The sequence below is a fragment of the Pseudomonas sp. AF32 genome, from assembly GCF_022342325.2.
Lineage (GTDB): Bacteria > Pseudomonadota > Gammaproteobacteria > Pseudomonadales > Pseudomonadaceae > Aquipseudomonas > Aquipseudomonas uvaldensis.
In genome coordinates this window covers 28880-50536 of record NZ_RQJK02000035.1, presented here as the reverse complement: position 1 = coordinate 50536, position 21657 = coordinate 28880, and the positions used below count along the sequence as shown (strand labels likewise).

Here is a 21657-nt window from a genome sequence, read left to right as displayed (position 1 = left end):
TCCCCTGTCTCAACCCACCCTAATGCGACGACACATAAACGGACTGAGAAGCGGGCGCAGGCAACGCATACGTCGCCTTCATCCACTCGATCTCGGCCTGGGGCGTGCGACCAAAGAGGCGTTTGAACTCGCGGCTGAATTGCGAGGCGCTCTCATAGCCAACATTGAACGCTGCCGTGGAGGCGCTCATGGCGTTGCGCAGCATCAGCAGCCGCGCCTGATGCAAGCGCGTCGATTTCACGTATTGCATGGGGGATGAGTCGGTCACGCTGCGAAAATGCAGGTGAAAGTTGGGCACGCTCATGTTGGCTTCGCGAGCGAGCGATTCGACGTCCAGACGTTCCTGGTAACAACTGTGGATCTTGCGGATCGCACGGGTGATCTGACCAAAGTGTCCCTGACGCCTGAGCGCAGCACGCATCGAACCGCCCTGCTCGCCGGTAAGGATGCGGTAGTAGATTTCCCGAATCAGCCCCGGTCCGAGGATCTGCGCCTCGCCCGGACGGCTCATCGCTTCGAGAAAGCGCAGTACCGAACCGCAGAGCAAATCATCCATGGGTGAGGCATACATCCCCTTGGGTTGGGCATCGCTCGGCCCCTGGGTTTCATCCACTTGCAGCAGCAAATCGCTGGCCAACCGGAAGTCCAGGCGCATGTACACTGCCAGCATGGGTTCTGCCTCACTGGCGTCGGTCTCCATCGTAAACGGAACAGGAACCGAGACCACCAGATAGTGCCGGGCGTCATAGACGTACACGTCGTCCCCCAGATAGCCCCGCTTGCGACCCTGGCACAGGATGACAATGCCGGGTTCGTACAACACCGGCGTTCGGGTCAGGGGCCGGTTGGAACGTAAAAAGCGAATGTCTTCCAGGGCGCTGAGGTTATAACCCTCGACCGGCGCAAGTTGTTCCATCAGTTGCACCATGCGCGAGGTAGGTGAGTCGGCCTGCGTCATCGGTATCTCTCACTTGCCTGTCGTTCAGCCGTCGGTCGAACGTGTCAGCGCTTCCCACTGGTCAATCTCGCTGGCGGCACGACTCAGCTTGTCGCGCACCAGGCTCAGCGCATCGCTACCCAACAACAGGTGCGCAGGGGGCGTCGGGCTGGCGATCACTTGCAACATGGCCTGGGCCGCCTTCTGTGGATCGCCCGGTTGCTTGCCGCTTCTGGCTTCGCGAGCCGTGCGGATCGGGTCGAAGAGCGCATCATAATCGTCGATGCTGCGCTGGGTACGCCGCATCGAACGCCCCGCCCAATCGGTGCGGAACGAGCCGGGCGCGACAGCCGTCACGATGATATTGAACGGTTGCAGCTCTTTGCTCAGCGTATCGGAAATCCCTTCGAGCGCGAACTTGCTGCCGCAGTAATAGGCGATACCGGGCATCGTGATCGTGCCGCCCATGGACGTGATATTGAGGATATGCCCGGCACGGCGCTGGCGAAAATAGGGCAGGAACGCCTTGATCATTGCCACCGCACCGAACACGTTGACGTCGAACTGGCGGCGCATTTCCTCCAGTGGCGATTCTTCGACAATGCCCTCATGCCCGTAGCCCGCATTGTTGACCAACACATCGACCGGGCCGTGAGCGGTCTCTGTGGCGGCAACCACGCTGTCGATCCGGGCGAAGTCAGTGACATCGAGGAGGACGCCGTAAGCACGGTCGGCAGACAATTGCTCGAAGACTTGCAAGTCCGTCTCGCTACGTACGGTGCCGATGACCCGGTGGCCGGCAGCCAGTGCCTGCTGGGCCAGGGCGTGGCCGAAGCCACTGCTGACGCCAGTGATGAACAGGGTTTTTATGCGTTGCATGATGATTTCCCATCGGTAGATGGGTGCCATGGTAGCCAGCGCTATCCGGGCGACCTATGCCGGTTTGCCTTGGAGCCTTGCCTATTCCTATCAAGCCAAGTACCCAGGCGCGCATCAGCTCCGGCAACGTTGCCCTGGCCTCCTCGGCCTGAATATAATGCGATTCATTATCAATTATGTCTGTTTCCGGGATGCTGATGGGCAGCAACGACACACTGGGCAATGCCGAGCTCGCGCTGCTCTATAGCAGCCACCATTCCTGGTTGCACGGCTGGCTGAGCCGGCGCATCGGCTGTCGCGAAAGCGCGGCGGATTTGGCGCAGGATACGTTTGTACGCCTGCTCAAATCGCGCCAGGCAAGTCCGTTGCGCGAACCCCGGGCTTATCTGAGCAGCATCGCCCGTGGGCTGATGATCGATCGGTATCGCCGTCGCGAACTCGAACGCGCCTACTTGGAAAGCCTCGCGCTGATCCCTTCCCATGATGTTCCCTCTGAAGAAGAGCGATTGCTGATTCTCGATAGCCTCGAGCGGATCGACCGCCTCCTGGATCTGCTAAAACCGAGAGTCCGCGAGGCGTTTTTACTGGCCCAGCTCGACGGTCTGACCTGCCAGCAGATCGCCGAAAAACTCGGTGTTTCCCGCTCTACCGTGGAGCGCGACCTGGCCAAGGCCCTGCAACACTGCTATCGCCTGCGCTATGCCGAACAGTGAAGCTCAAGCGCTGGATCCGGCCGTGGTCGACCAGGCGATCCACTGGCTGGTGCGCCTGCGCTTCAACCCAGCCGACGAGCAGACCCAGCGTACTTTCGAACACTGGTTGCAGGGATGTCCGCAGCATTTGTTAGCGTGGCAGCGTGTGGAAGCGCTTGGCGACGATTTCGCGGGCATTCCGTCCGATCTGGCCCGGCATACTCTCAAGGGCACCCGCTCGGGCATGCATCGGCGCAAAGCCCTGAAACTGCTGGGTACATTGGCCACCGTGGGTGGAGCGACCTGGCTGGGCCGCGACTACACGCCGCTGCCGGCCATACTTGCCCAGCAACACAGCAAAACCGGGGAGCGCAAGCGCTTTCAACTCGATGATGGCAGCCTTGTCCAGCTCAACAGCGACAGCGCGGTCGACAGCTATTTCACCCCACAGCGGCGCCTGATCGTGCTGCGGCGCGGCGAAATCATCGTGAACACCGGCGCGGATTCCGGCTCGGCTCAACCGCGTCCGTTCTGGGTTCAGACACGCGACGGGCTCATACGCACCCAGAACGCTCGGTTCCTGACGTACGAGCGTGACGACGGAACGCTCATCTCGGTGCAGAGCGGTGCGGTCACTGTGTTTCCTGGGGCCAGCCAGCCCCTGGCGGTCAACGACACTGTCCAGGCCGGAAACCAGCGGCTGTTTACCTCCAATGGCATGCGTGAGTTCAAGGATAACGGGCTGGATCTGTGGAGTTGGAGCGATGGGGTGATCAGCGCGCGCAATATGCGCCTGGGGGATTTCATCGGGGCCCTGTCGCGTTATCGCCCCGGTCTGTTGCGCTGCGCCGAAGAGGTCGCGGGCCTGCGCGTTTCCGGCACCTTTCAGCTCGCCGACACCGATCAGGTACTGGCCTTGGTGGCGCAGTCATTGCACTTACAAATTGAGTATCGAACCCAATACTGGGTGACCTTGAGCGCCCTCAGTTAAGTGCTTTTTTGTCGCACAAAAAATACCAAATTAAAATGAGGTGATTTCTCATTCTCGTTCGGCATGTAAGAAAGGCCGAATTACAGGCCTGTCTGCCGATTCCCTTTTACGGAGCGAGTAAATGAGTTCGTCCCCGGTTCCACAGCGTCATCTACTGAATCGTGCCTTACAGGGTGCGGTCCTTGGCGTCATCGTCAGCAGCTATGCGCTACCGTCCCTGGCGCAAACCTCGACCGTCGACCAAGCCCAACAGGTTCATCAGTGGAACATCCCGGCCGGCCCGTTGGCACCGGCGCTCGACCGCTTCGCGCGCGAAGCGGGCATCAGCCTTTCCTTCGATGCGTCAAGCGTGGCGAACCGCAATACCCAGGGCGTGAACGGCACGCTCGATACATCCACAGCCCTATCGTCGTTGTTGCAGGGGAGCGACATCGAGATACAGCAGCAAGGCCCGAACGCTTACCTGCTGACGCCGCAAGCCAAGGCGGACGGCGACCTCGAGGCCTTCCGCCTGGCGCCCATCCTCGTCAACGCCAAGGCCAGGGTCGATGGCACCGAGGACGCCAATTCTGTGGTCGCCCAGGAACTCTGGGTCGGCGGTAAAGTGGCCACCAGCATCCTCAACACGCCCGCCTCGGTGTCCGTGGTGACCGACAAGGAAATGAAGCAACGCAGCGTCAGCACCACGGAAGAACTCCTGCAATACACACCGGGGGTCATTACCGATTATTACGGCACGGACGACCGCAACGATTACTTCCAGATTCGTGGCTTCCAGGCCACGACTTATCGGGACGGCCTGACCCTGGGTTCGATGCGCGGTGTGCGCGAGGAGCCGTTCGCCTATGAGCGCGTCGAGGTGATACGCGGGGCCAACTCCACACTGTTCGGCCCGGCCGACCCAGGCGGCTCGGTGAACTTTGTGAGCAAGAAGCCACGCTTCGACAAGTTCGGCCAGGGCTACGTCACCTACGGTTCTTTCGACCATGTCGAATCCGGCATCGATGTCGGGGACTCGCTGAACGAAGAACAAACCCTGGCCGGTCGCTTCACGGCAAAGATGCAAGACAGTGATCGCGAGTACGACCATTCGCAGGACGACAACAAGTTCCTGATGGGCGGCCTGACCTGGGCCCCCACGGAGTTCACCTCGGCCTCCGTGATCGTGGACTACCTCAAGACCCAAAGCTCGCCCAACAGCGGCGGTTACCCGCTGGACAAGGAATACGACCGCGACAAGTTCTACGGCGAGCCCAGCTACAATTTCCACGATGTCGAACGCACCAATATCAGCGGTACCTTCAGCCATGACTTCGACAATGGCTTCGTGTTGCGCAGCAACCTGCGCTACAGCGAACTGACGGATGATTTCGGCTATGTGTTTCTCAGTGACTCCCCTACCCGCACGGGAACCACGGTCCCGCGTTATATCTTTGGCACTGACAGCGAAGCCGAGCAACTCAACGGCAACTTGATGCTGCAATACGATGCCCGCTTCGAAAATATCGACAGCAGTACGCTGGTGGGCGTGGAGTATGGCGACTCTTCGACCGAGGAACGTTCGGTCTATTCGCCGATCGGCTCCATCGACCTTGCCAACCCGGTGTTTACGGGTGTGCCAAGCGGCGTAGCGCCCTACAGCAACGACAAGCTCGACACCAAGACCAAGGCCGTGTTCCTGCAGCAGAACCTGTCCTTCTACGAGCGCTTTATCGTCACCGCGGGCGTGCGCAACGACTCGCTGGATCTGTCCAGTACCGATATCAATCACGTAAAAGAATCGGATAACTTCTCGGAAACCTCCTATCGCGGCGCACTGACCTATATCGTCAACGATGAGGTTTCCACTTACGTCAGCATGGTCGAATCGGTCTCGCCGCCAACGGTTGGCGTCATTCCGAAGACGGGCAGGCAATATGAACTGGGCGTGAAATATGCGCCCATGGGTATGGACGCGTTGTTCTCGGCGGCTGTTTACGACCTGACCCAGGAGAATGTCAGCATCGCCGTCGTCCTGCCCAGTGGCGTCATCGAACAGCAAACCGTTGGCGAGTCACGGGTGCGCGGGCTGGATCTGGAAGCCAAGGCTGAGCTGACCTCCAACCTGAGCCTGGTGGGTGGTTACTCCTACATGGAATCCGAAGTCATTCGCGGGACCTTGTACGACGGAAGTTCGCTCAAAGGAAATGAATTCGCCACGGCACCGAAACACTCCGCGTCGCTGTGGACCTATTACAACGTCCCCAATACCGATGTCAGCGTGGGCCTGGGTGCGCGGTATGTCGGTTCCTACTACTTCGACGCAGCCAACACCGGAACCAGCGATGGCACGACACTCTTCGATGCGGCCTTCAACTACAACCTCTTCAAAGGCACTGACCTGGCGATCAACGTCAGCAACCTGCTGGATGAGCAACACGTCGTCGGTTCAGGCACCGCGAACTACTACAACCCGGGCCGCGAGATCACCGCAAAGCTGAGCTACAACTGGTAAACCGGCCGCTCAGGACAGCCTTCGACCAGTGGGAGCAAAGCCTGCTTCCACTGGGGACGGCGGCCTTCAGATGCACCGCGAACCCCTGTGGGAGCGAGCCTGCTCGCGATGACGGCAGCCCATTCAACATCACCGGTGCAGACAAACCGCTATCGCGAGCAAGCTCAGCTCCCACAGACTTGAAGCGACTTCCATCAGCAGATACATCTCCGGCAAGCGTCAAATACCCGGACCACTGACGTGGGCCGGCAGCCTAGCCAGGCGATCCCATCCATCCGCGCTGATCTGCGAGCCATTGCGCAACGACAACCTCTCCAGTGGCAAGCGCTCCAGCACCGACACCATCGCTGACGTAAGCCGCGATTCCCCCGGCCCCGCTTCAAGCGTCAGGTCCCGCAGTGGCATCCCCGCCAGATGCGCGACGCCGGCGTCGGTCAGCCATGGGCTTTCGTACAAGCCGAGGCGTTTCAGCGGCAAGTCGCGCAGGCAGGCCAGGTCGGCATCGCGCAGGTCCAGGCCGCTGATCTCCAATTGCTCCAACGGCAGGCCCATTTCGCAGAGCTTGCGCAATGTCTTGCCATCAACTCCTTGGCAGAAACTGAGATCCAGCCGCTTCAGCGGCAGGCCCTTCAGTTGCTTCAGCTCCTTCCAGGAAACGTCATTCAACGACAGGTCCAGCGCTTCCAGATCCAGCCCCTCCAGATCCCGCAAGGTCTGCTTGTCGATGCCTTGCACATCGCTGAGCCCCAATCGTCTCAGGGGGAACGCATGCAGCACGTCGAGCCGCTCGATGATTTGTCGCGAAGCCTTGAGGTCCAGGTCCGCCAAGGGCATCCCTTCCAGGACCTCAAGATCGTCCTCGCACAGGTAGGAAGACTGCAGCGATAGCCGCTCGATTGGCAGATCGCGAATAGCGTTGAGCGTGGCATCGGACGCATAACAATCATCCAGGCTCAGGGAACGCAACGCGGTTAAACCCGAGAGCCAGGCAGGATCCTCCAGGATCTTACTGTTCCAGCCAAGCGACAGGTGTTCGAGGGGATGGCTGCACAGATGCGCCGCCCCACGAGCGGTCAGTTGCCCGGCACGCTCCAACGAGAGTGAGCGCAACTGGAGTGGCGAAAGCCCCAGAAGTCCGTCGTCGGTCACTTCATCGCAACGGTTCAACGACAAGACTTGCAGCCTGCTGTTGCTGCCCAGTTGCCTGAGGAAACGGTCGTCGAAATCCTCGCCGTAGGTGTCCAGCTTCAATCGGCGCAAGCGCTCAAGAGAAGGGAGACTGGTGAGGTCATCGTCGCGGGAAAAATTGCTGATCTCCAGGGTATCGAGGGCGACATCCGGCAGACGCCGCCAAAGCGCCTGATCGCAACTGAACCTCGGACTGCCAAGCACCAGCGTACGCAGCGGCAACCCGGCCAAAGCATCGAGCCATTGTGGCTCGGCGTTCTCCAGCGCCAGATGATCGACCGGCAACCCGCGAAGCTGCGGCAACAGCGGTCCGGGACGATTCCTGTGTACCGTGACGTCCAACTCGGCAACCACGGCCATGGCGGCTGGATCGTACAGGCCGGCGGCGACCCGTACGCCGTCCAGCGAAGCTTCGCCGGTGTCGAGCAGGTCGCGGTAAAGCGAAGCTCGCGTAGCGATGTCATCCGGGGCGGCAGCGAGTCGGGCCATCAGGGCGTTGCGGTTGGAAGTCGGCACGGTCCAGAAATCCGAAGTGAACATGCGGCGTATGCTGCCGCAAAAAATGGGTTTGATCGACACTCATCGATCAAACCCAAACACCCTCGTCTTACCTCGGATCGACCACGTCCAGCGCCCGATTCGCCAGGAGCTGGCCCAGTTCAATCAATTGTTGCAGGCCCAGCGCGAAATGCCGTCGGGAACCGTCCAGCTCGAACGCCAGGTCGCCGGCCATGACGTTGGCGGAGGCCAGGGTTTCGCTGAGGTTGGCCAGCAGACTTTCCGCATCCACGCCTTGCACGATGGTGAACAGTTGATCTGGGGCGGGTTGCTTGTCGGGCGGATTGGGTTTGGGGTTCAGGTAGGAATCGATGACGCGCTCGGCGTTGGCGTCAGCGGCGATGTCCAGGTGCAGCGGTGGGACGGGTGGGTCTGGGATGAGTTTGTCCATGGGGTGCTCCTAACGTTAGTGGGAGCCGCCACGTTCGCTGCTAAACGAGTGGGTGGCAGCCGCGCGCAGGTTAGCAGACCGGCACGTTAGGAAACCGGCGCACCCGAGGATGCCCTGCGCACAGCCGCCATAAGAATCCAGGCAATAGCGATGCCTGCACTCATGGTGATTGCCATGCGCCTAACGTGACTTCCGAGCTGCTAAACCCGACCGCTGAATTGGCAGCGGTAGGCAAAGACTAGGCACCGGAAAAGGCAGGCGCAAGGGGTTGGAATTTTCTAGGAAATGTCCTGCAAGTCAATGGGAAAGGTCCCGAAACAAAGTGTTTCGCTTTGTACGCACAGTCCATTTTCATACGATCCTTTGCCGCGTTTTGCACTGCCCCGGCCGAGGGCGTCCGGGTAGACTGTGCGGCCTTACCGGCAATAAACCACCAGGATGTGCATCAATGTATAGGAAATACGCAGGGTTCTTTTTTCTATTGCTCAGTGGCTGTTCGCTGCATCCGTATACCAAGGACGAGCTATTGAGCACGGGTGTCGCCAGCCCCGAGTACTGTTTGACCCAGGAGCGGACAGTGGTCGAAGAACGGGTGCAAGGCTATTTGAATCATTGCTACCACCCTCAGGTGACCGATCTCACCACCGGCGGGACGCTCGTCAACACCATTCAATTGAAAGTTGATAACAACACAGAAAGAAGCGATATGGTGCTCTGGGCACCGACAATCTATGGCAACCAGTTCTACATGAATGTGATCGTCTCGGAGAAGAACCCCGCCTGCAAAACCACCCTGACCGCTGTGGCGTCCGGTTGGGGCTTTGAACGTAATTTTCCGAAGATGGTGGAAAGCGCTAACGGTGGTGATCCGTGGTGTCCGTTGTAAATATGCATAAAGCAAGAAGGGTGAAATAGAAAAAAGGGGACCAATTATTTATGCACTTATAGACAAATAAATCTGCCCTTTCTTTTCGACACTACTCCACTAAAACAGTTAAAGCCATTACAACTTGATCAGGATTATCTTCCAAGCTCTCGCCATATCCAGAAACTTCCAAACCGCCATAAATACCTTTAGCCACATACCATTCCTCTTCAGAATCAAACTCTAGCTCCACGCAAGAAAAAAGATCAATCAATGCGTCACCCAGAGTTATATTACAGGTTAGCTTCCCCCTATAGGAGTTCACCGGCCTACCGCCTTCCTTATACTTTTCAAACATCCAGACTTTAACTGCATACACCTTCCAAGACCGGACAATTACGTATAGCGCTCGAGGGTTAGCGCCTGCATGCTCTGGAGTATTAAAAAACAACCGCCAGTTTGTTAACTCTCTGCCATGAACAGCGAACCCAAACCCACCGTCACCATTCGAGTCGATCCCCTTCGCCATGGAAAGAACTGGCGACCCATCAAATTGATAAAGCATTTTATTCTTATCAACCACGTAACGATCAAGCACCATTTCAAATTCAGCTACTGATGTCATCAAAGGAATGCCGGCCAAAGATTTGGCAGGCAGTATCGGGGCCTGCCAAGAGATTTTAAAGCCGACGTCACAGCTCATTCCGGAACCCACCTATTGGTTGATGAATCAAATATAAAGAGGAGACAGATTTATTTATGCCCCCAGCAGAGAGAAGCCCCTCTCACTACCTCGCAAAATAAATCTGGCCCCTTTTTCCAAGGGCAGAAATCAGGAAACAAGGTCATGCTAAATACGTTAAGTAAGTGCTTTTCAAGTATGCCCCTATTTTGCACCCCATCACCTACCTGAACTAATTCCTGCCCCTCGCCTTGAAATCATCAACGCTTTTGTTTTTTTCCTTTAATAAACGCGCAACAAAATCCGGCTCAACCCCCATCAAAAACTCGATAGCATCATAAATCTTCCAGCGATGAATTTCCGGATGATCAATTATCGAAACCAGATAATGCTTTATTAGTGGAAAGCAAAAAAGGGGACAGATTTATTTATGCCCCCAGCAGAAAGAAACCCCTCTCCCTATCTCGCAAAATAAATCTGTCCCCTGTTTTATAAAAATTAAATAGATCCGTCCCCTTTCGATGCTTTCATGCGGTATGTCTTCGGCATCCAACTCTCCTGCCTCGGCGGCATAATCTGCATGATCCTGTATACCGCGAAGTAGGCCGTACGCTTCCACAATTAACCCTACTTCTGACCTCTCCGCTTTTTAAACACCCCTTTACTCTATTTCACCTACACCATGTAACCTGCTAATCTCATCTGCGCAAGCACGGCGTCATTAAATTCCTGATCAGACATACCTCTAATCGATTTGACACTCTTCCAATGCCATATTACGGGAAGAATTCTGCTATCCAAACGATCATATTCCTCCAAAAAAATATCTGCTAAAGCATACTTATCTAAATCAGGAAGGATCTCCAGCATCATGTTCAGCACGACACTGGGCGACTTTCCATCCAATATTTGCGCTAACAAATATTTACTTTCCGAAGGTGACATAGGTAATTCCGCCAATGGATTCAATTTTCTCGACCTTCGTATATCCATATTTCTGGGATATCTGGCCTGTCCACGTATTCAGAGCAGCATTTTCTTTTGTCATTCCATTGGCAATATTTTGCAGATATTTGGCAGTATTAACACTGTCAGTGCCCGCCACCCAAGCCCCTCGAATTTGATTGACCTGAATACCTTCATTACCAAGACGCTGCATTGCGCTGACGAACATATCAGTGCCCGATGCATCATATAAAGGGTGATTCTGTGCCGCACGAATATCAAACCCCAGCACTCCTGCTTTATCCACATTCACGACCAATCCTGCTACGCCATCAGGATTGCCATACCTGAGAGTAGTGCCCCCGTTGTTGGACACGCTCATCATAAATTCATTTGTGACATCAACTTTGGGGATGGGTGGTTCAATTCTCCCCAATGCCGCATTTGTATCTATTACAACATCCGCCCCAACGGCTCTCGGCTCATTACCTACGTAGCGCTGCCAATCCGCGTGATAAGGATTGGCCTCCATCTCGTCCGTTATCTTGGTAACGGCAATCGGATCGGGCGTTGTCGCTGTCGTTTTTGTACCTGCACTACCATTGACACGTCCAGCGGAGCCGATCTTTGGAATCCCAAGGCTTGCCGCATTCATGGCGCCGACCACAATGTTGCCGATGCCATTCCACGTATCACCATCGTAGACCTGGCCCGCACCGCGCCCCGCCTGAAGCACTCCATTCGCCGCAGCGGCTACCCGAATCGTAGTGCCGAGGTTACCGGTCAGAAAATAGAGTGCTGGTGATCCCACATCACTCATTGCCTGCATTTCGCGGTTGATGCGCAGGTAACCCTGAGCATCGCGATACAACATTTCGCTAGCGCTCTGATCTCTGGACCAAAAAATATTGGCTACCGACACACCATCTTGAGCTCTCAAGCCATCGGCATAAGCAATTCTCTCCTTCGTAGTACCGCCGGCAAACGGATAATCCCGATAAGGAACCGGTCCATTCTTAAGCAAGTTATCGATGCTGGTCCGGGCGGCCTCTTCCCCATATTTGAGGCTTTGCTCGTAGCCGTACACTTGAAGGTAGGCGGCCAACTCAGTTTTTTCTGAGGGAGACAGGGACGCAGGATCGGCATGAAAACGCTCCAACAGTCCATCGCTCCGTTGGTCTGCACCTTGAAGCACCATCATCTTTTTGGCGGCATCCAGGCTCTTGGTTTCTTCATACTCCTTGAGGGCTCTGTCTCGCTCAGCTTGGGAGTGATTGCCCAGAAAGTTGTAACGCGTGCCATTTTCAGCCACTTGCGCAGCGATTTCGACATCACCATTGGAAGCCGCCGCTCCCAGCACCCCGACAACCTTTGAAAGCGCAACCAGGTTTTCCTGGGCCCGAGTGTATTCAGGTGTACCAGGTTTCAAATGCGAGGGAAGTAGCGTATCCCCCAGCAAGCCGATCAGAACCTCATTCGCCCCACCCGCTATTGCCCCTGTGCGGAAGTCTCCTCCCATGGCCTCGGCCATTAATCCGCCCAAGGCCGAATGAAGGAGAACTTTCTCAAAATCACCTTCGGTTAGCGGTAGGTCACCTATTTTTCCAGCTCCGTATGCGCCCCCAATGCTTGTTGCTGTTCCAACCAATGAAGTCGCCAGATTGTCCTTGTAGCTGCCTCCGTAAACGGCTGTCTTAATTGCAGCATCTGCAGCCACTTTCATAGCCACCGTTTTTACACTCTCGGCATTGAAGCCAACGTTGCCGGCTTCATAACCAAGCCCTTGTGTAACCCCGGCTGTGGCCATCGAGACGGCGTACCCTTTCAGGCTGTCCTTGGAAGTAACATCCTTAACAATTGCGCCGAGATTGCCGCGATTATCGATGGTGCTGACCGTCGCCTTGGTAGCGACAGTGAGGGCTCCAGCCTGAAGCATGGTATTCATGCCAGCCATCATCGGCCCCATCACCGCCGCCAGGGCGATGGCGATGATCAACTGCGAAGCCGGCCCCAAGCCCGACGTGTTGTATTTGAAGGACTCATGGATTTCCTTCACTTGTCGCCAGTCGACGTCACCGCGCTGTTCAGCTTCCTTGATCCAAGCTAGTTGCGGATCGGCTTTTACCATCGCATCAATGGTCTGACTGACTGTTTGTTGATCGACATGTTTTATATCGATCTTCAGGCCTTCAACTGCCTTGATGGTGATATCGCCCGCTGCCACCATCTGCGTCTGGCGCAAGGTTTCGTCGGTATTACCCTTGCCCTTGGCGGAGTTCCAGAATGCGTTGTTATCCGTCTTGGTATGACTTTCGTCGTGCAGATCCTTTACGCCCTCGAAGGCGATGGCGCCGCCACTTTCCAGTATCAGGTTTTTTCCGCTTTGCAGTTTGGCGACTTGGTAGCGCTGGTCACCACCACTCTTGAGCGTCAGGTCGCCTCCCGTCTGGATCTGGCTGCCGATGTGGGTGATTTGTGTCACCTCATCGCGCTGCATTTTCAAACTGCCCCAACCACCTTTCTTCTTCATGTCATACAGCGAATAGTCACTGTCCTGCGCAGCCAGCAGCGCAAGCTTGCCACCCGCCACAAAATAGGCTTCGTTTGCAGCGTTGACCTTGCTGGCGATCATCGCCAGATCCTGCCCCGCCCTGAGGGCTACGTTACGCCCCGCATTGATCGTCGAGGCCACCTGGCTGACATGATCCTCTTGGCTGGTGACCTTCTTGCTCTTGCCGTAGGAGTGCTGTTCATCCGCCGCCGAAGCCAGGGTCAAGTTCCCCGCGGCTGCCATGGCGATGTCACGCTTGGCATCGATCTGGCTGGCGATGACGTTGAGGTCGCGGCCGGCGTTGGCGGTCAGGTCGCGGCCTACCTCAAGGCTGGAACCGTATTGCTTGATGTCCTGGTCGCGATGACGGCCGCGGGTGCCGCTGGTGATGCGTTCGGCGGCGACGAGATTGACGTCGCGTTTGGCATCGAGGATGGTGTCGTTGCCACTTTTCAGTACACCGCCAACGTTGTTGATGTCGCGCCCGGCGCTGACGGTCAGGTTGTTGGCGGCTTCGATACGGGCGGCGCTGTCGATGAAGTCGGTGCGCTCGGTGCGATAGCCGCTGCTGCTTTCGTGGGTGGTAACGGTGCGCTCGTTGACCACGTCGCCCGTCAGGGCAACAACATTCACATCCCGCCCAGCAATAACCCCACCCGCCCGGTTAGTCAGGTCATTACTCGCCAACGCATCCAGCCGATTCCCCGCCTCCAGCAACCCACTGTTGACCAGGCTGTCATTCGCCGTAGCAACGAGGTTATTGGACGCCCGCAACGTCCCGGCGTTGTTCAGGTTCTTACCCGCAATCAGCGTGACATCGCTGCCCTGGATCAGCGCCCCATTCGGCGCCAGCCGATGGTTGGCGTTCGCCAGGTAGAGCACCGGCACCAGCACCTGCTGGCCGTTCACCGTCTGGGTTTCCATCCAGACGATGTCGTGGGTCAGCGCCGCGACCTGTTCGCCGGTCAGGCTTACGCCCAGTGTCAGATTGAGGGCGTCCTTGCTGGCGATGGCGTTGTTCATCAGGTACTTGAACATGCCTTCATCGGAGGTCTGGCCGTCGAGGAAACGCTGGCCGGTGCGGGCGATGACGGCTTGCTGGATCAGGCGTTGTTCGTAGAAGCCGTCGCCCAGGCGCTTGGCGGCGTCGTCCGGGTCGTAGCCCAGGTTGGTCAGCAGGTAATCCGAGCTCATGAACCGACGCATGTCGGTGAGCGCCGGGTTGGTTTCGATCAGGTACTTTTGTGGGTTGGTCTGGAACGAGCGGTCCGGCAGGCCGCGCACTTGGGTCAGGCCGCTGCCTTGGGTCGGGGTGCCGGTGCCTTCGTTCAGGCGGAACAGGCCGTTCTGGCCGGTGGGAAGGTCGAAGCCGGGCAGGGTGACCGGGTTGACCTGCTGTTGGGCGAGGTCGGGTGAGAGCTGTTGGTTGACGGTGATGCGGGTTGAGAATTGCCCATCGGCGCCGGTGTCGGTACGCGGGCCGGCGCCGACGTAGTTGTAGCCACCCCGGATGACTTTATTGTCGGCGACGCCCTGGACGCGGACGTCGACGGGGCCGCCGGACTGCATGATGGCGGCATAGGTCTGGGTGTCCTGGGACAGGGCCCGGCTGCTGCCGAATTGCAGCAGTTCGCGCTCGGTCGTACCGATGAAGCGGCTCATGTCAGCTTCCAGGCCAGCGAGGTTGGCCGTGCTGTAGCCGGGGCTCTGGAACCAGTATTTGTCGGTGAACGTATCGGCGAGGGTACGCCAGCCGTCGGGGTTGCGCGTGCGCTCGGACATGAAGGTGCGCGAGGTTTCGGTGTCGTGGGTTTCGATGCCGATGTTGTCCAGGCTGTCGAGTCTTGCGGTGAAGGAGCCGCCCGCGCCGATGGTGCTGCTGCGATTGGTCAGGCTATTGGCCTGGATAGTCAGGTTGCCGCCGGTGGTGATGCTCGACCTGGCCGAGGCCTCGGTCACTTCGAACTTGTCACGCTGGATGATCTGCCAGACGTGGTTTTCCTTGCCGCCGCTGCAATCCCCGGCGTTGACGCCTTCGATGCAGGCAATTTCCCTGATCGACGCGGTGTAGATGCCGGCGTCGTGGGTGTTCAATACGGTTCGCACGTTTTCAATCGTGCTGGCGGCCAGGCTCATGTTGCCGTCGCTTTGCAGCGAACCGGAGCTGTTGACGATGCTGGTAGCCAACGCGCCCAGGCCGTCGCGGTCGATGCTCAGGTTGCCCAGGCTGTAGATGTCGGCGTTGAGGTTGATCAGGCGGTCGATCTTCAGGGCCATGTCGGCACCGCTGAAGATCAGGCCTTTTTCGTTGAGCAATGCACCGGTGCCGACGCTCAGCAATCCGGCGCTGCCCAGGGTGCCGTAGTTGTTGATGCCCTGCGCCGTGACATTCATGCCCGCCGCCGAGGTCACGCGGCCACGGTTATTGAATATGCCATCGGCGTGCACAGTGGTGGCGCCGCCGCCGGCAATGCTGGCGTTCTCCTCCAGATCGATCAGGGCTGCCTTGAGGCCTAAGGTGCCCAGGCTGCTCAAGCGACCGTTGCCCGCGTATTGGCCGGTGAGCTGGACATCGATCAGGCCGTCGCTGCCGATCAGGCCGTCGTTGCGCCAGTCGATCCCTGAGCCATTGAAACTGTTGGCGCTGAGCAACTGGCCGGTGGCGGTCTGGGTCAGGTGGTTGACGTTGACGGTGAGGTGTTCGGCCTGGATCGAAGTGCTGTTGGTCCAACTGTCGGCGTCGAGCACCAGGGTGCCGTAGGTCACCAGGCTGCCACCGACCGCGCCCAACTGTGTGAGGTTCAGGCCGAAGGCGCCGGCACCGATGTGACGCAGCTTGCCGCTCTGGTTGTTCAGGCTGCCGAGGGTGAAGCCGACGTCGCTGCTGACGGTCTCCAGGGTGCCGTTGCTGTTGTCGAACAGGCCGCCGATGGAGAACACGGTCGTGCTGTTGCGGCCCAGGGTGCGCAGTTGCCCGTTGTGATTGACGAGGCTGGCGGCGAGGACGTCCAGGCTGCTGTCGCCTTCAATGATGCCTTGGGTATTGTCCAGAATACCGTTGAGGTTGAGATCGATCTGGCCGCCGCTGATCTGGCCGCGGCTGTTGTCCAGGTTCAGGGCGTCGACCTTCACCTTGCCGCTGGCATAGAGGCCGCCGTTGCTGTTGTTGAAACTGGCGCTGCCGGTATTGAGTACGGCGTCTCCGGCCTGCGCCGCGATGCGTCCGCCGTCGTTGAACAGCCCGGCGAGGGCGTCAAGGGTCAGACCTTTCGCCTGGATCGTGCCGCCCTGGCCATTCAGGTCGTAGCCGTTTTTCAGCACGCCACTGACCCGCGCCTCCAGTGCGGCCTTGACGCTGGACAACACACCGCCGCGGTTGTCCAGATTGCTGGCGAAGACATTCAGGTTCGCGTCCTGGGCGATGATCGAGCCGGCCTGGTTATCGATATCGCCGGCAATATCCACCGTCATCATGCCTTTGCCCTGCAGGGTGCCCTTGGCGTTGTCCAGGCTGGCGGCGGTCACCTTCAGTTCGGCATTGCGGCTGGCGATCAGGCCATTGTTGCCGTTGTTGATCCCCCCTTTCGTGGCGGTCACGACCAGGTTGCCGTTGGCGGCGACAGTGCCCTTGTCGAAGTTATTCAGGCTCCCCGCGTTGAGGGTCATCAAGCCTTGGGTCGAGAGTTCGCCGCCCTGGTTGTTGACGGTGCCGGTCGCCGTGATATCCAGCTGCTTGCCGGTCATCACCAGGCCGGTGAGGTTGTCCAGGCTGCCGAGCACCAGCGTCGCCGTGTTCAGGCTCGACAGCTCACCGGCGCTGTTGTCCAGATGGCCCGCCGTCACCTGCAAAGTGCCCTGGCTATTGATCAGGCCGCCGCTGCCGTTGAGCACTTGATCGGCCGCAAGGTGCGTCTCGGTATTGCCCAGGATGCGACCTTTGGCGCGGTTATCCACAACCTTGGCCGTGACCGTGGTTTTGCGCTGCCCGCTGAGCGTACCGGCCTGGTTGTTCAACGTATCGGTCGTGGTGACCGTCAGGTCGCGACTGGCAGCGACGGTTTTGCCGCCGTTGTTCAGTTGTCTGGCAGTGAGGGTGACGTCGCCACTGGTATTGCGCGTGTTATCCGCATTGACCCCGGCTTCGATGATCCCGTTGTTACGCAGGGTGCCGCCGCTGTCCAGGCGAATGCTGTCGCGGGCCACCAGGTTGTTCTGACTCGTCAGGTCACCCTGGGTTTTCACGGTCAACGCGGTACCGGCGTAGACCGGCCCCTGGGCGTCGAGGCTGGCAGCCTTGACGGTGACAGCGCCGGCGGCAGCGGTCTGCGCCAGCCTCAAATGCCCATTGGCATCGAGCTGAATATCCCCACCGCTGGCGATCATCTTGCCGTCGAGCTTCACCCCAACCCCAGCCTCGGTCCCCACCAGCTTGATCGCCCCGGCATACATGCCGCCCAGCGCCGAGGAGTCGATCGCCAGTTGCGGCTTGGCGCTGCCGTCATCGGCGCGGGCGGTGGCCTTGAGGGTCGCGGCATCGACGTCGTTGCGACCGGCGACGATGGTCAGGTTTTTCGCCTGGATCTCGGCGTTGATCCTGGCGCTGCGGGTGATGATTTCGAAGCGGTCGACGTTGTTGGCGTTGAGCCCCGCGCCTTCGATGGTGACGCTGCCCTGGTCGACCTGGTAGCGAGTCAACTGGCCGTTTTCAACAATCGGTTTGCCGGTGGTCAGGGTGGCCTGCGGGGTGTTGATGAAGCCGCAGCCATTACAAGTGATGCCGTAAGGGTTGGCGACGATGACGTGGGCCGACTGCCCCGCCACTTCGGTATAGCCACGTAGTTGGCTGGGATTGCCGCCGTTGACTTCGTTGAGGATGGTCTTGGCGGCGGTGCCGTTGAGGTTCGGGTTGCCGAGAATGATTCCGCCCAGTTGCGTGGACTGGGTGCGGGAGGTGGCGTTGTTGAGGATCACGCCGTTGCTGCCGACGTTGTAATCCGTGAACTGATTATGGGACAGGCCGTTGCCGTTGGGCTTGGCGATGTTGACGATGGGCACGCCATTGCCCGCCTGGCCGAGGCTGGTGCCCGGCTTGCTGACCACGATGCCGTCGGCCTGGGCCCACAGCGGTTGCCAGAACATGACGTTGGCCAACAGGAACGCCAGGCCACGCTTGGGCATGCCCCAGAACAGGTTGCGGTTTTGCAGGGCAGCAGCAGGCTGGCGGGCCAGGAAGGCGTGTTGGCGGTCGTCCATGATCAAGTCTCGTTGCAGCAAAAATTAGAGGAAAACATCCAGCCGGAAGTAGATCGGCGCTTCGCGCTCGGTCAGGGCCTCCGGGCGTTCCAGGGAATGGGCAAACGTGACGCTGGTGGACAGGTGCTCGCCGCGGGCGAACAGCTCCAGCGAGTTGCTCGACATGCGCCCGTGCTGATTGCCGTTGTAGCGGGTGCCGGTGATCACGCCTTGGTCGTAACCCAGGCTGGTGCCGTATTCGACGAACACCGGGCGCAGCCACTCCAGAGTGACCGGACGGCTCCAGCGCAGGTCGTTGCGCCAGTAACCGCCGCTGTCGCCGGACAGCGTCTGGTCCTTGTAGCCGCGCACCGACGACAGCCCGCCCAGGCTCATGCGCTGCGGGCTGAACAGCACATCCTCGCTGCGCTGGCCGGTCATCAGGCTGCTGAAGCTGAAGGACTCGCCCCACAGCTGAAACGGTTGCAGGTAACTCAGGGTCGCGGTGTATTTGCGATAGCGCGCATCCGGCAGTCCCGGTCCCGGCTCGTGGTCGCCCTGGGCATCGAGCGCGCCAATACCCTGCTGCATGCCCAGGTCCAGGTTGACGAAGGCACTGCCGACACGGCGGCCATGGTTGATGCCGAACTGCGCTTCGCTGAGGCGGTTGCTGCTCTCGCTGAGCTTGCTGTCTTCGATGAAGTTGTTGGTGCGCAGGTAGGCCAGGCCCGTATTGAGAGAGGTCTTGCTGAAAGCGTCACGATGAATCACCCGCTCCAGGCGCACCTGATGGCTCTGGTTGTCACCGTTTTGCTTGAAGTTGAAGCCGTTGGCCTGACCCAGCGAGCGGTACTCGCTCTGGATGTAGGTGTAGCTGACGTTCCACCAGCCAACGGGCAGGTTGTAATAGAGCATGGCGTTGCGCGAGGTTTTCTGATGATCGCTGATTGCATCGTGGCCACCACGCAAGGCCAGTTGATCGGCCAGGCCCAAGGGACTGTCCCAGTCGAAGGAGGCGCCCCACTGCTGCTCGCCGGTGTCTTTTTGCCCGTCGTTATGCCGCGACAGGCCGACGCGCCAGGGTTTTTGCCGGGTGTTCCGGACCCGCACCTCACTGCCGCCGATGTTCTGGCCGGGGGTCAGCTCCATTTGTGCCTGATTCGACGGCAAGCGATTGAGCTGATCGACCATCTGCTCGATTTCTCGCAGGTTGAGCAGGTCGCCGGTCTTGCCGGGAAAGGCCATCGCCAGCTCGCGGTCCGACAACTGGCTGTTCTCGGCGCCCTTCAAGCCTTCCAGCCGTCCCTCGACCACCAGCACTTGCAGATGGCCGCCCGACAGGTCCTGTTGCGGCAGGTACGCACGGCTGGTGACCAGCCCCTTTTCGATGTAGTGGTCGGTGATGACCTTGAGCAGTTCATTGAGCTGCGGCACGCCCAGGCACTGGCCAATGTAGGGCTTGAGCAATTGCTCGCGCTCACGGGCGGAAAGACTGTCGGCGCCCTTGAGTTCGATGGCCTTGATGGGGAAGCAACGGGTGTCGACAGGTGCCGTCGGTTGAGTCGGCTTCACTGCCTGGCCGGGCAGGTCCTTGAGTTCCTCCAGGCGGCGGCGCTGTTCTTCGAGCAAACGGTTCTGGCGCTCGCGGATCAGGTCCGTGTCACCGGGGGACAGCGTGGCGGCGACGGCAGTGTGCATCGCTAGAAAACACAGCGACGCAAAGACAAGCCTCGTCCTTAAGGCGAATACGGACATGTTCGATCCCTCGAAACAGAAGTGATAGCAATCTGAAGCGCATACCAGACCGTGCTGATCGCTTTCGGTTCAAAGAGCAGAGGAGTAAATGCGAAAAAAAGGAGACACATCTCACGAAAACAACCGAGAAGGCCTGACTTAGGGGCCTCGGCAGGATGCGCCGCCTCATGAACTATTCTTCACCCCACACCGGCGCGTGATTCGGTAAAGTCCCCTCGCTCATTCAAGAAACTAAGGTTTTAGCCCGCTCTCCCGCGGGCTTTTTTTTGCCTGAATTTCCGCTCTTCCCCTGCCTCCGTCGTCACACCGGGACGAGCGGCGAAATGCCGACGCCAAAAAAAACTTTCAGATCCCGGGCCAGCAGCCGATACAGCCCTGTTCACTATTTTGCTGGCTCTTAACAACAACAATCTTCCAGCCAACCGACGATCAAGCAGCACAACGTTCCTGGAGGAATTTGATGAATAGCTGGTTTGGCAACATTAGCGTCAATATGAAACTGGGCCTGGGATTCGGCCTGGTGCTGATCCTGACCTGCGTCCTGGCCCTGACCAGTTGGACCAGCCTGGGCGGGTTGATCCAACGCAGCAACTGGATGAGTGACATTACCCAGCTCAACGCCGGCCTGACCAAACTTCGCGTCACACGCCTGCAATACATGCTGACCAACGGCGACGAGACCGCCGCACAGAACGTACAGACCACCCTGGACGCTTTCGTGGCGCAACAGAACGCTCTGCTCGGCAGCTTCAAGAGCCCGGAAAACGTCAGGCTGCTCAAAGAGCAGAACGCGGTCATCAGTGCCTATCAGGTTTCCCTTAACAAGATGCGCGGTGCCTACCGCACCGGCAATACGGCTCGCGATGCCATGGCAGCAAACGCCGAGATCGCCTACAAACTGATCGAGACGATCTACAGCGACGTGAAACAAATGCCGCTGAGCGACCAGCGCTTCGAACAGTTCCAGGCCATCACCCAGGCCAAGCAGGAATTCATGCTGGCCCGCTATGAAGTGCGCGGCTACACCGCCAACAGCAACGCCGACACCGAGCGCAAGGCCGTCGCCCAACTGGACGCCGCCATCGCTTCGCTCAAGCCGCTGAACGAGCATTTCGCCAGTTCCCATGCGGATGAACTGCGTCAACTGGAAAACGCCCTGACCCAATACCGCAGTGCCTTGCAGGCCTTCAAGCTGGCCACGGCCGATGCGGTACAGGCGCGCAAGGAAATGACCGAGCAGGGCGCGACGATCGTCAGCCTGAGCGAGCAGCTGTACCAGATCCAGCTCGACCGCCGCGACGCCGAAAGCGCCCAGGCTCGCACACTGCAACTGTTCAGCACGTTGCTCGCCTTGCTGGTGGGCATCATTGCCGCCGTCATCATCACTCGGCAGATTACCCGCCCACTGAGCGAAACCCTGGCCGTGGTCGAGCGCATCGCCAATGGCGACCTGTCGCACAACATCATCGTGACCCGTCGCGATGAGCTGGGTGTGCT

At 58.7% G+C, this 21657-nt stretch carries 12 protein-coding genes and 1 pseudogene; 5 read left to right on the top strand and 8 right to left on the bottom strand.

From position 1 onward, the window contains the following. Positions 1-19: 19 nt before the first annotated feature. Together EGM97_RS25295 and EGM97_RS25290 are read right to left on the bottom strand one after the other, a co-directional pair. Positions 20-958 carry an AraC family transcriptional regulator gene (locus EGM97_RS25295; protein ID WP_238961872.1) on the bottom strand — a complete coding sequence of 313 codons (939 nt, stop codon included), beginning with the start codon at positions 956-958 and terminating at the stop codon, positions 20-22. A 24-nt stretch (positions 959-982) separates the two neighbouring features. Then, on the bottom strand, positions 983-1816 hold the full coding sequence (locus EGM97_RS25290) for an oxidoreductase (RefSeq protein WP_238961871.1): 834 nt from the start codon (positions 1814-1816) through the stop codon (positions 983-985). Positions 1817-2013: 197 nt separating this feature from the next. Here EGM97_RS25290 and EGM97_RS25285 point away from each other — a divergent pair, with 197 nt between their 5' ends. The 3 genes from EGM97_RS25285 (at position 2014) to EGM97_RS25275 (ending at position 5993) form a co-directional block, all read left to right on the top strand. After that, positions 2014-2529, top strand: a complete 516-nt coding sequence (locus EGM97_RS25285; protein ID WP_238961870.1) for a sigma-70 family RNA polymerase sigma factor — start codon at positions 2014-2016, stop codon at positions 2527-2529. Continuing rightward, positions 2516-3499, top strand: a complete 984-nt coding sequence (locus tag EGM97_RS25280) for a DUF4880 domain-containing protein (RefSeq protein WP_238961869.1) — start codon at positions 2516-2518, stop codon at positions 3497-3499. Before EGM97_RS25285 ends, EGM97_RS25280 begins: the two co-directional genes overlap by 14 nt. Positions 3500-3620: 121 nt before the next feature. Next, the gene (locus tag EGM97_RS25275) at positions 3621-5993 is read left to right on the top strand and encodes a TonB-dependent siderophore receptor (RefSeq protein ID WP_238961868.1); all 2373 of its coding nucleotides are present in this window, start codon (positions 3621-3623) and stop codon (positions 5991-5993) included. Positions 5994-6212: 219 nt separating this feature from the next. Here EGM97_RS25275 and EGM97_RS25270 read toward each other — a convergent pair whose 3' ends face one another. Both EGM97_RS25270 and EGM97_RS25265 read right to left on the bottom strand, forming a co-directional pair. After that, positions 6213-7721, bottom strand: coding sequence for a leucine-rich repeat domain-containing protein (locus EGM97_RS25270; RefSeq protein WP_275300586.1), 1509 nt, complete (start codon positions 7719-7721; stop codon positions 6213-6215). A gap of 67 nt (positions 7722-7788) precedes the next feature. Beyond that, entirely contained in the window at positions 7789-8130 is a 342-nt protein-coding gene (locus EGM97_RS25265) for a DUF6124 family protein (RefSeq protein ID WP_041022630.1), read from the bottom strand. Positions 8131-8578: 448 nt separating this feature from the next. Between EGM97_RS25265 and EGM97_RS25260 the strand changes: the two genes are divergently transcribed. After that, entirely contained in the window at positions 8579-9016 is a 438-nt protein-coding gene (locus EGM97_RS25260) for a hypothetical protein (protein ID WP_238961867.1), read from the top strand. A 91-nt stretch (positions 9017-9107) separates the two neighbouring features. Here the strand turns inward: EGM97_RS25260 and EGM97_RS25255 are convergent, their stop codons facing one another. The 4 genes from EGM97_RS25255 to EGM97_RS25240 all read right to left on the bottom strand — a co-directional run bounded on the left by EGM97_RS25255 (position 9108) and on the right by EGM97_RS25240 (position 20160). Continuing rightward, entirely contained in the window at positions 9108-9698 is a 591-nt protein-coding gene (locus EGM97_RS25255; RefSeq protein ID WP_238961866.1) for a hypothetical protein, read from the bottom strand. Between the two features lie 654 nt (positions 9699-10352). After that, positions 10353-10622, bottom strand: a complete 270-nt coding sequence (locus EGM97_RS25250; RefSeq protein ID WP_238961865.1) for a hypothetical protein — start codon at positions 10620-10622, stop codon at positions 10353-10355. Further along, positions 10603-18426, bottom strand: a complete 7824-nt coding sequence (locus tag EGM97_RS25245; protein ID WP_477788872.1) for a two-partner secretion domain-containing protein — start codon at positions 18424-18426, stop codon at positions 10603-10605. Before EGM97_RS25245 ends, EGM97_RS25250 begins: the two co-directional genes overlap by 20 nt. A 24-nt stretch (positions 18427-18450) precedes the next feature. Continuing rightward, complete coding sequence (locus EGM97_RS25240; RefSeq protein ID WP_275300688.1) at positions 18451-20160, bottom strand: ShlB/FhaC/HecB family hemolysin secretion/activation protein; 1710 nt, start codon at positions 20158-20160, stop codon at positions 18451-18453. 460 nt (positions 20161-20620) lie between these two features. Between EGM97_RS25240 and EGM97_RS25235 the strand changes: the two are divergent. Then, a pseudogene (locus EGM97_RS25235) lies at positions 20621-21634 on the top strand (methyl-accepting chemotaxis protein); the annotation flags it as partial. Positions 21635-21657: the final 23 nt, after the last annotated feature.

Excerpts from the sequence above, each read along its gene's own strand:
- EGM97_RS25245 (WP_477788872.1), bottom strand. The coding sequence starts at position 18,426 with ATGGACGACCGCCAACACGCCTTCCTGGCCCGCCAGCCTGCTGCTGCC.
- EGM97_RS25280 (WP_238961869.1), top strand. The coding sequence starts at position 2,516 with ATGCCGAACAGTGAAGCTCAAGCGCTGGATCCGGCCGTGGTCGACCAG.
- EGM97_RS25250 (WP_238961865.1), bottom strand. The coding sequence starts at position 10,622 with ATGTCACCTTCGGAAAGTAAATATTTGTTAGCGCAAATATTGGATGGA.
- EGM97_RS25240 (WP_275300688.1), bottom strand. The coding sequence starts at position 20,160 with ATGTCCGTATTCGCCTTAAGGACGAGGCTTGTCTTTGCGTCGCTGTGT.
- EGM97_RS25275 (WP_238961868.1), top strand. The coding sequence starts at position 3,621 with ATGAGTTCGTCCCCGGTTCCACAGCGTCATCTACTGAATCGTGCCTTA.
- EGM97_RS25265 (WP_041022630.1), bottom strand. The coding sequence starts at position 8,130 with ATGGACAAACTCATCCCAGACCCACCCGTCCCACCGCTGCACCTGGAC.
- EGM97_RS25255 (WP_238961866.1), bottom strand. The coding sequence starts at position 9,698 with ATGAGCTGTGACGTCGGCTTTAAAATCTCTTGGCAGGCCCCGATACTG.
- EGM97_RS25285 (WP_238961870.1), top strand. The coding sequence starts at position 2,014 with ATGGGCAGCAACGACACACTGGGCAATGCCGAGCTCGCGCTGCTCTAT.
- EGM97_RS25290 (WP_238961871.1), bottom strand. The coding sequence starts at position 1,816 with ATGCAACGCATAAAAACCCTGTTCATCACTGGCGTCAGCAGTGGCTTC.
- EGM97_RS25260 (WP_238961867.1), top strand. The coding sequence starts at position 8,579 with ATGTATAGGAAATACGCAGGGTTCTTTTTTCTATTGCTCAGTGGCTGT.
- EGM97_RS25295 (WP_238961872.1), bottom strand. The coding sequence starts at position 958 with ATGACGCAGGCCGACTCACCTACCTCGCGCATGGTGCAACTGATGGAA.
- EGM97_RS25270 (WP_275300586.1), bottom strand. The coding sequence starts at position 7,721 with ATGTTCACTTCGGATTTCTGGACCGTGCCGACTTCCAACCGCAACGCC.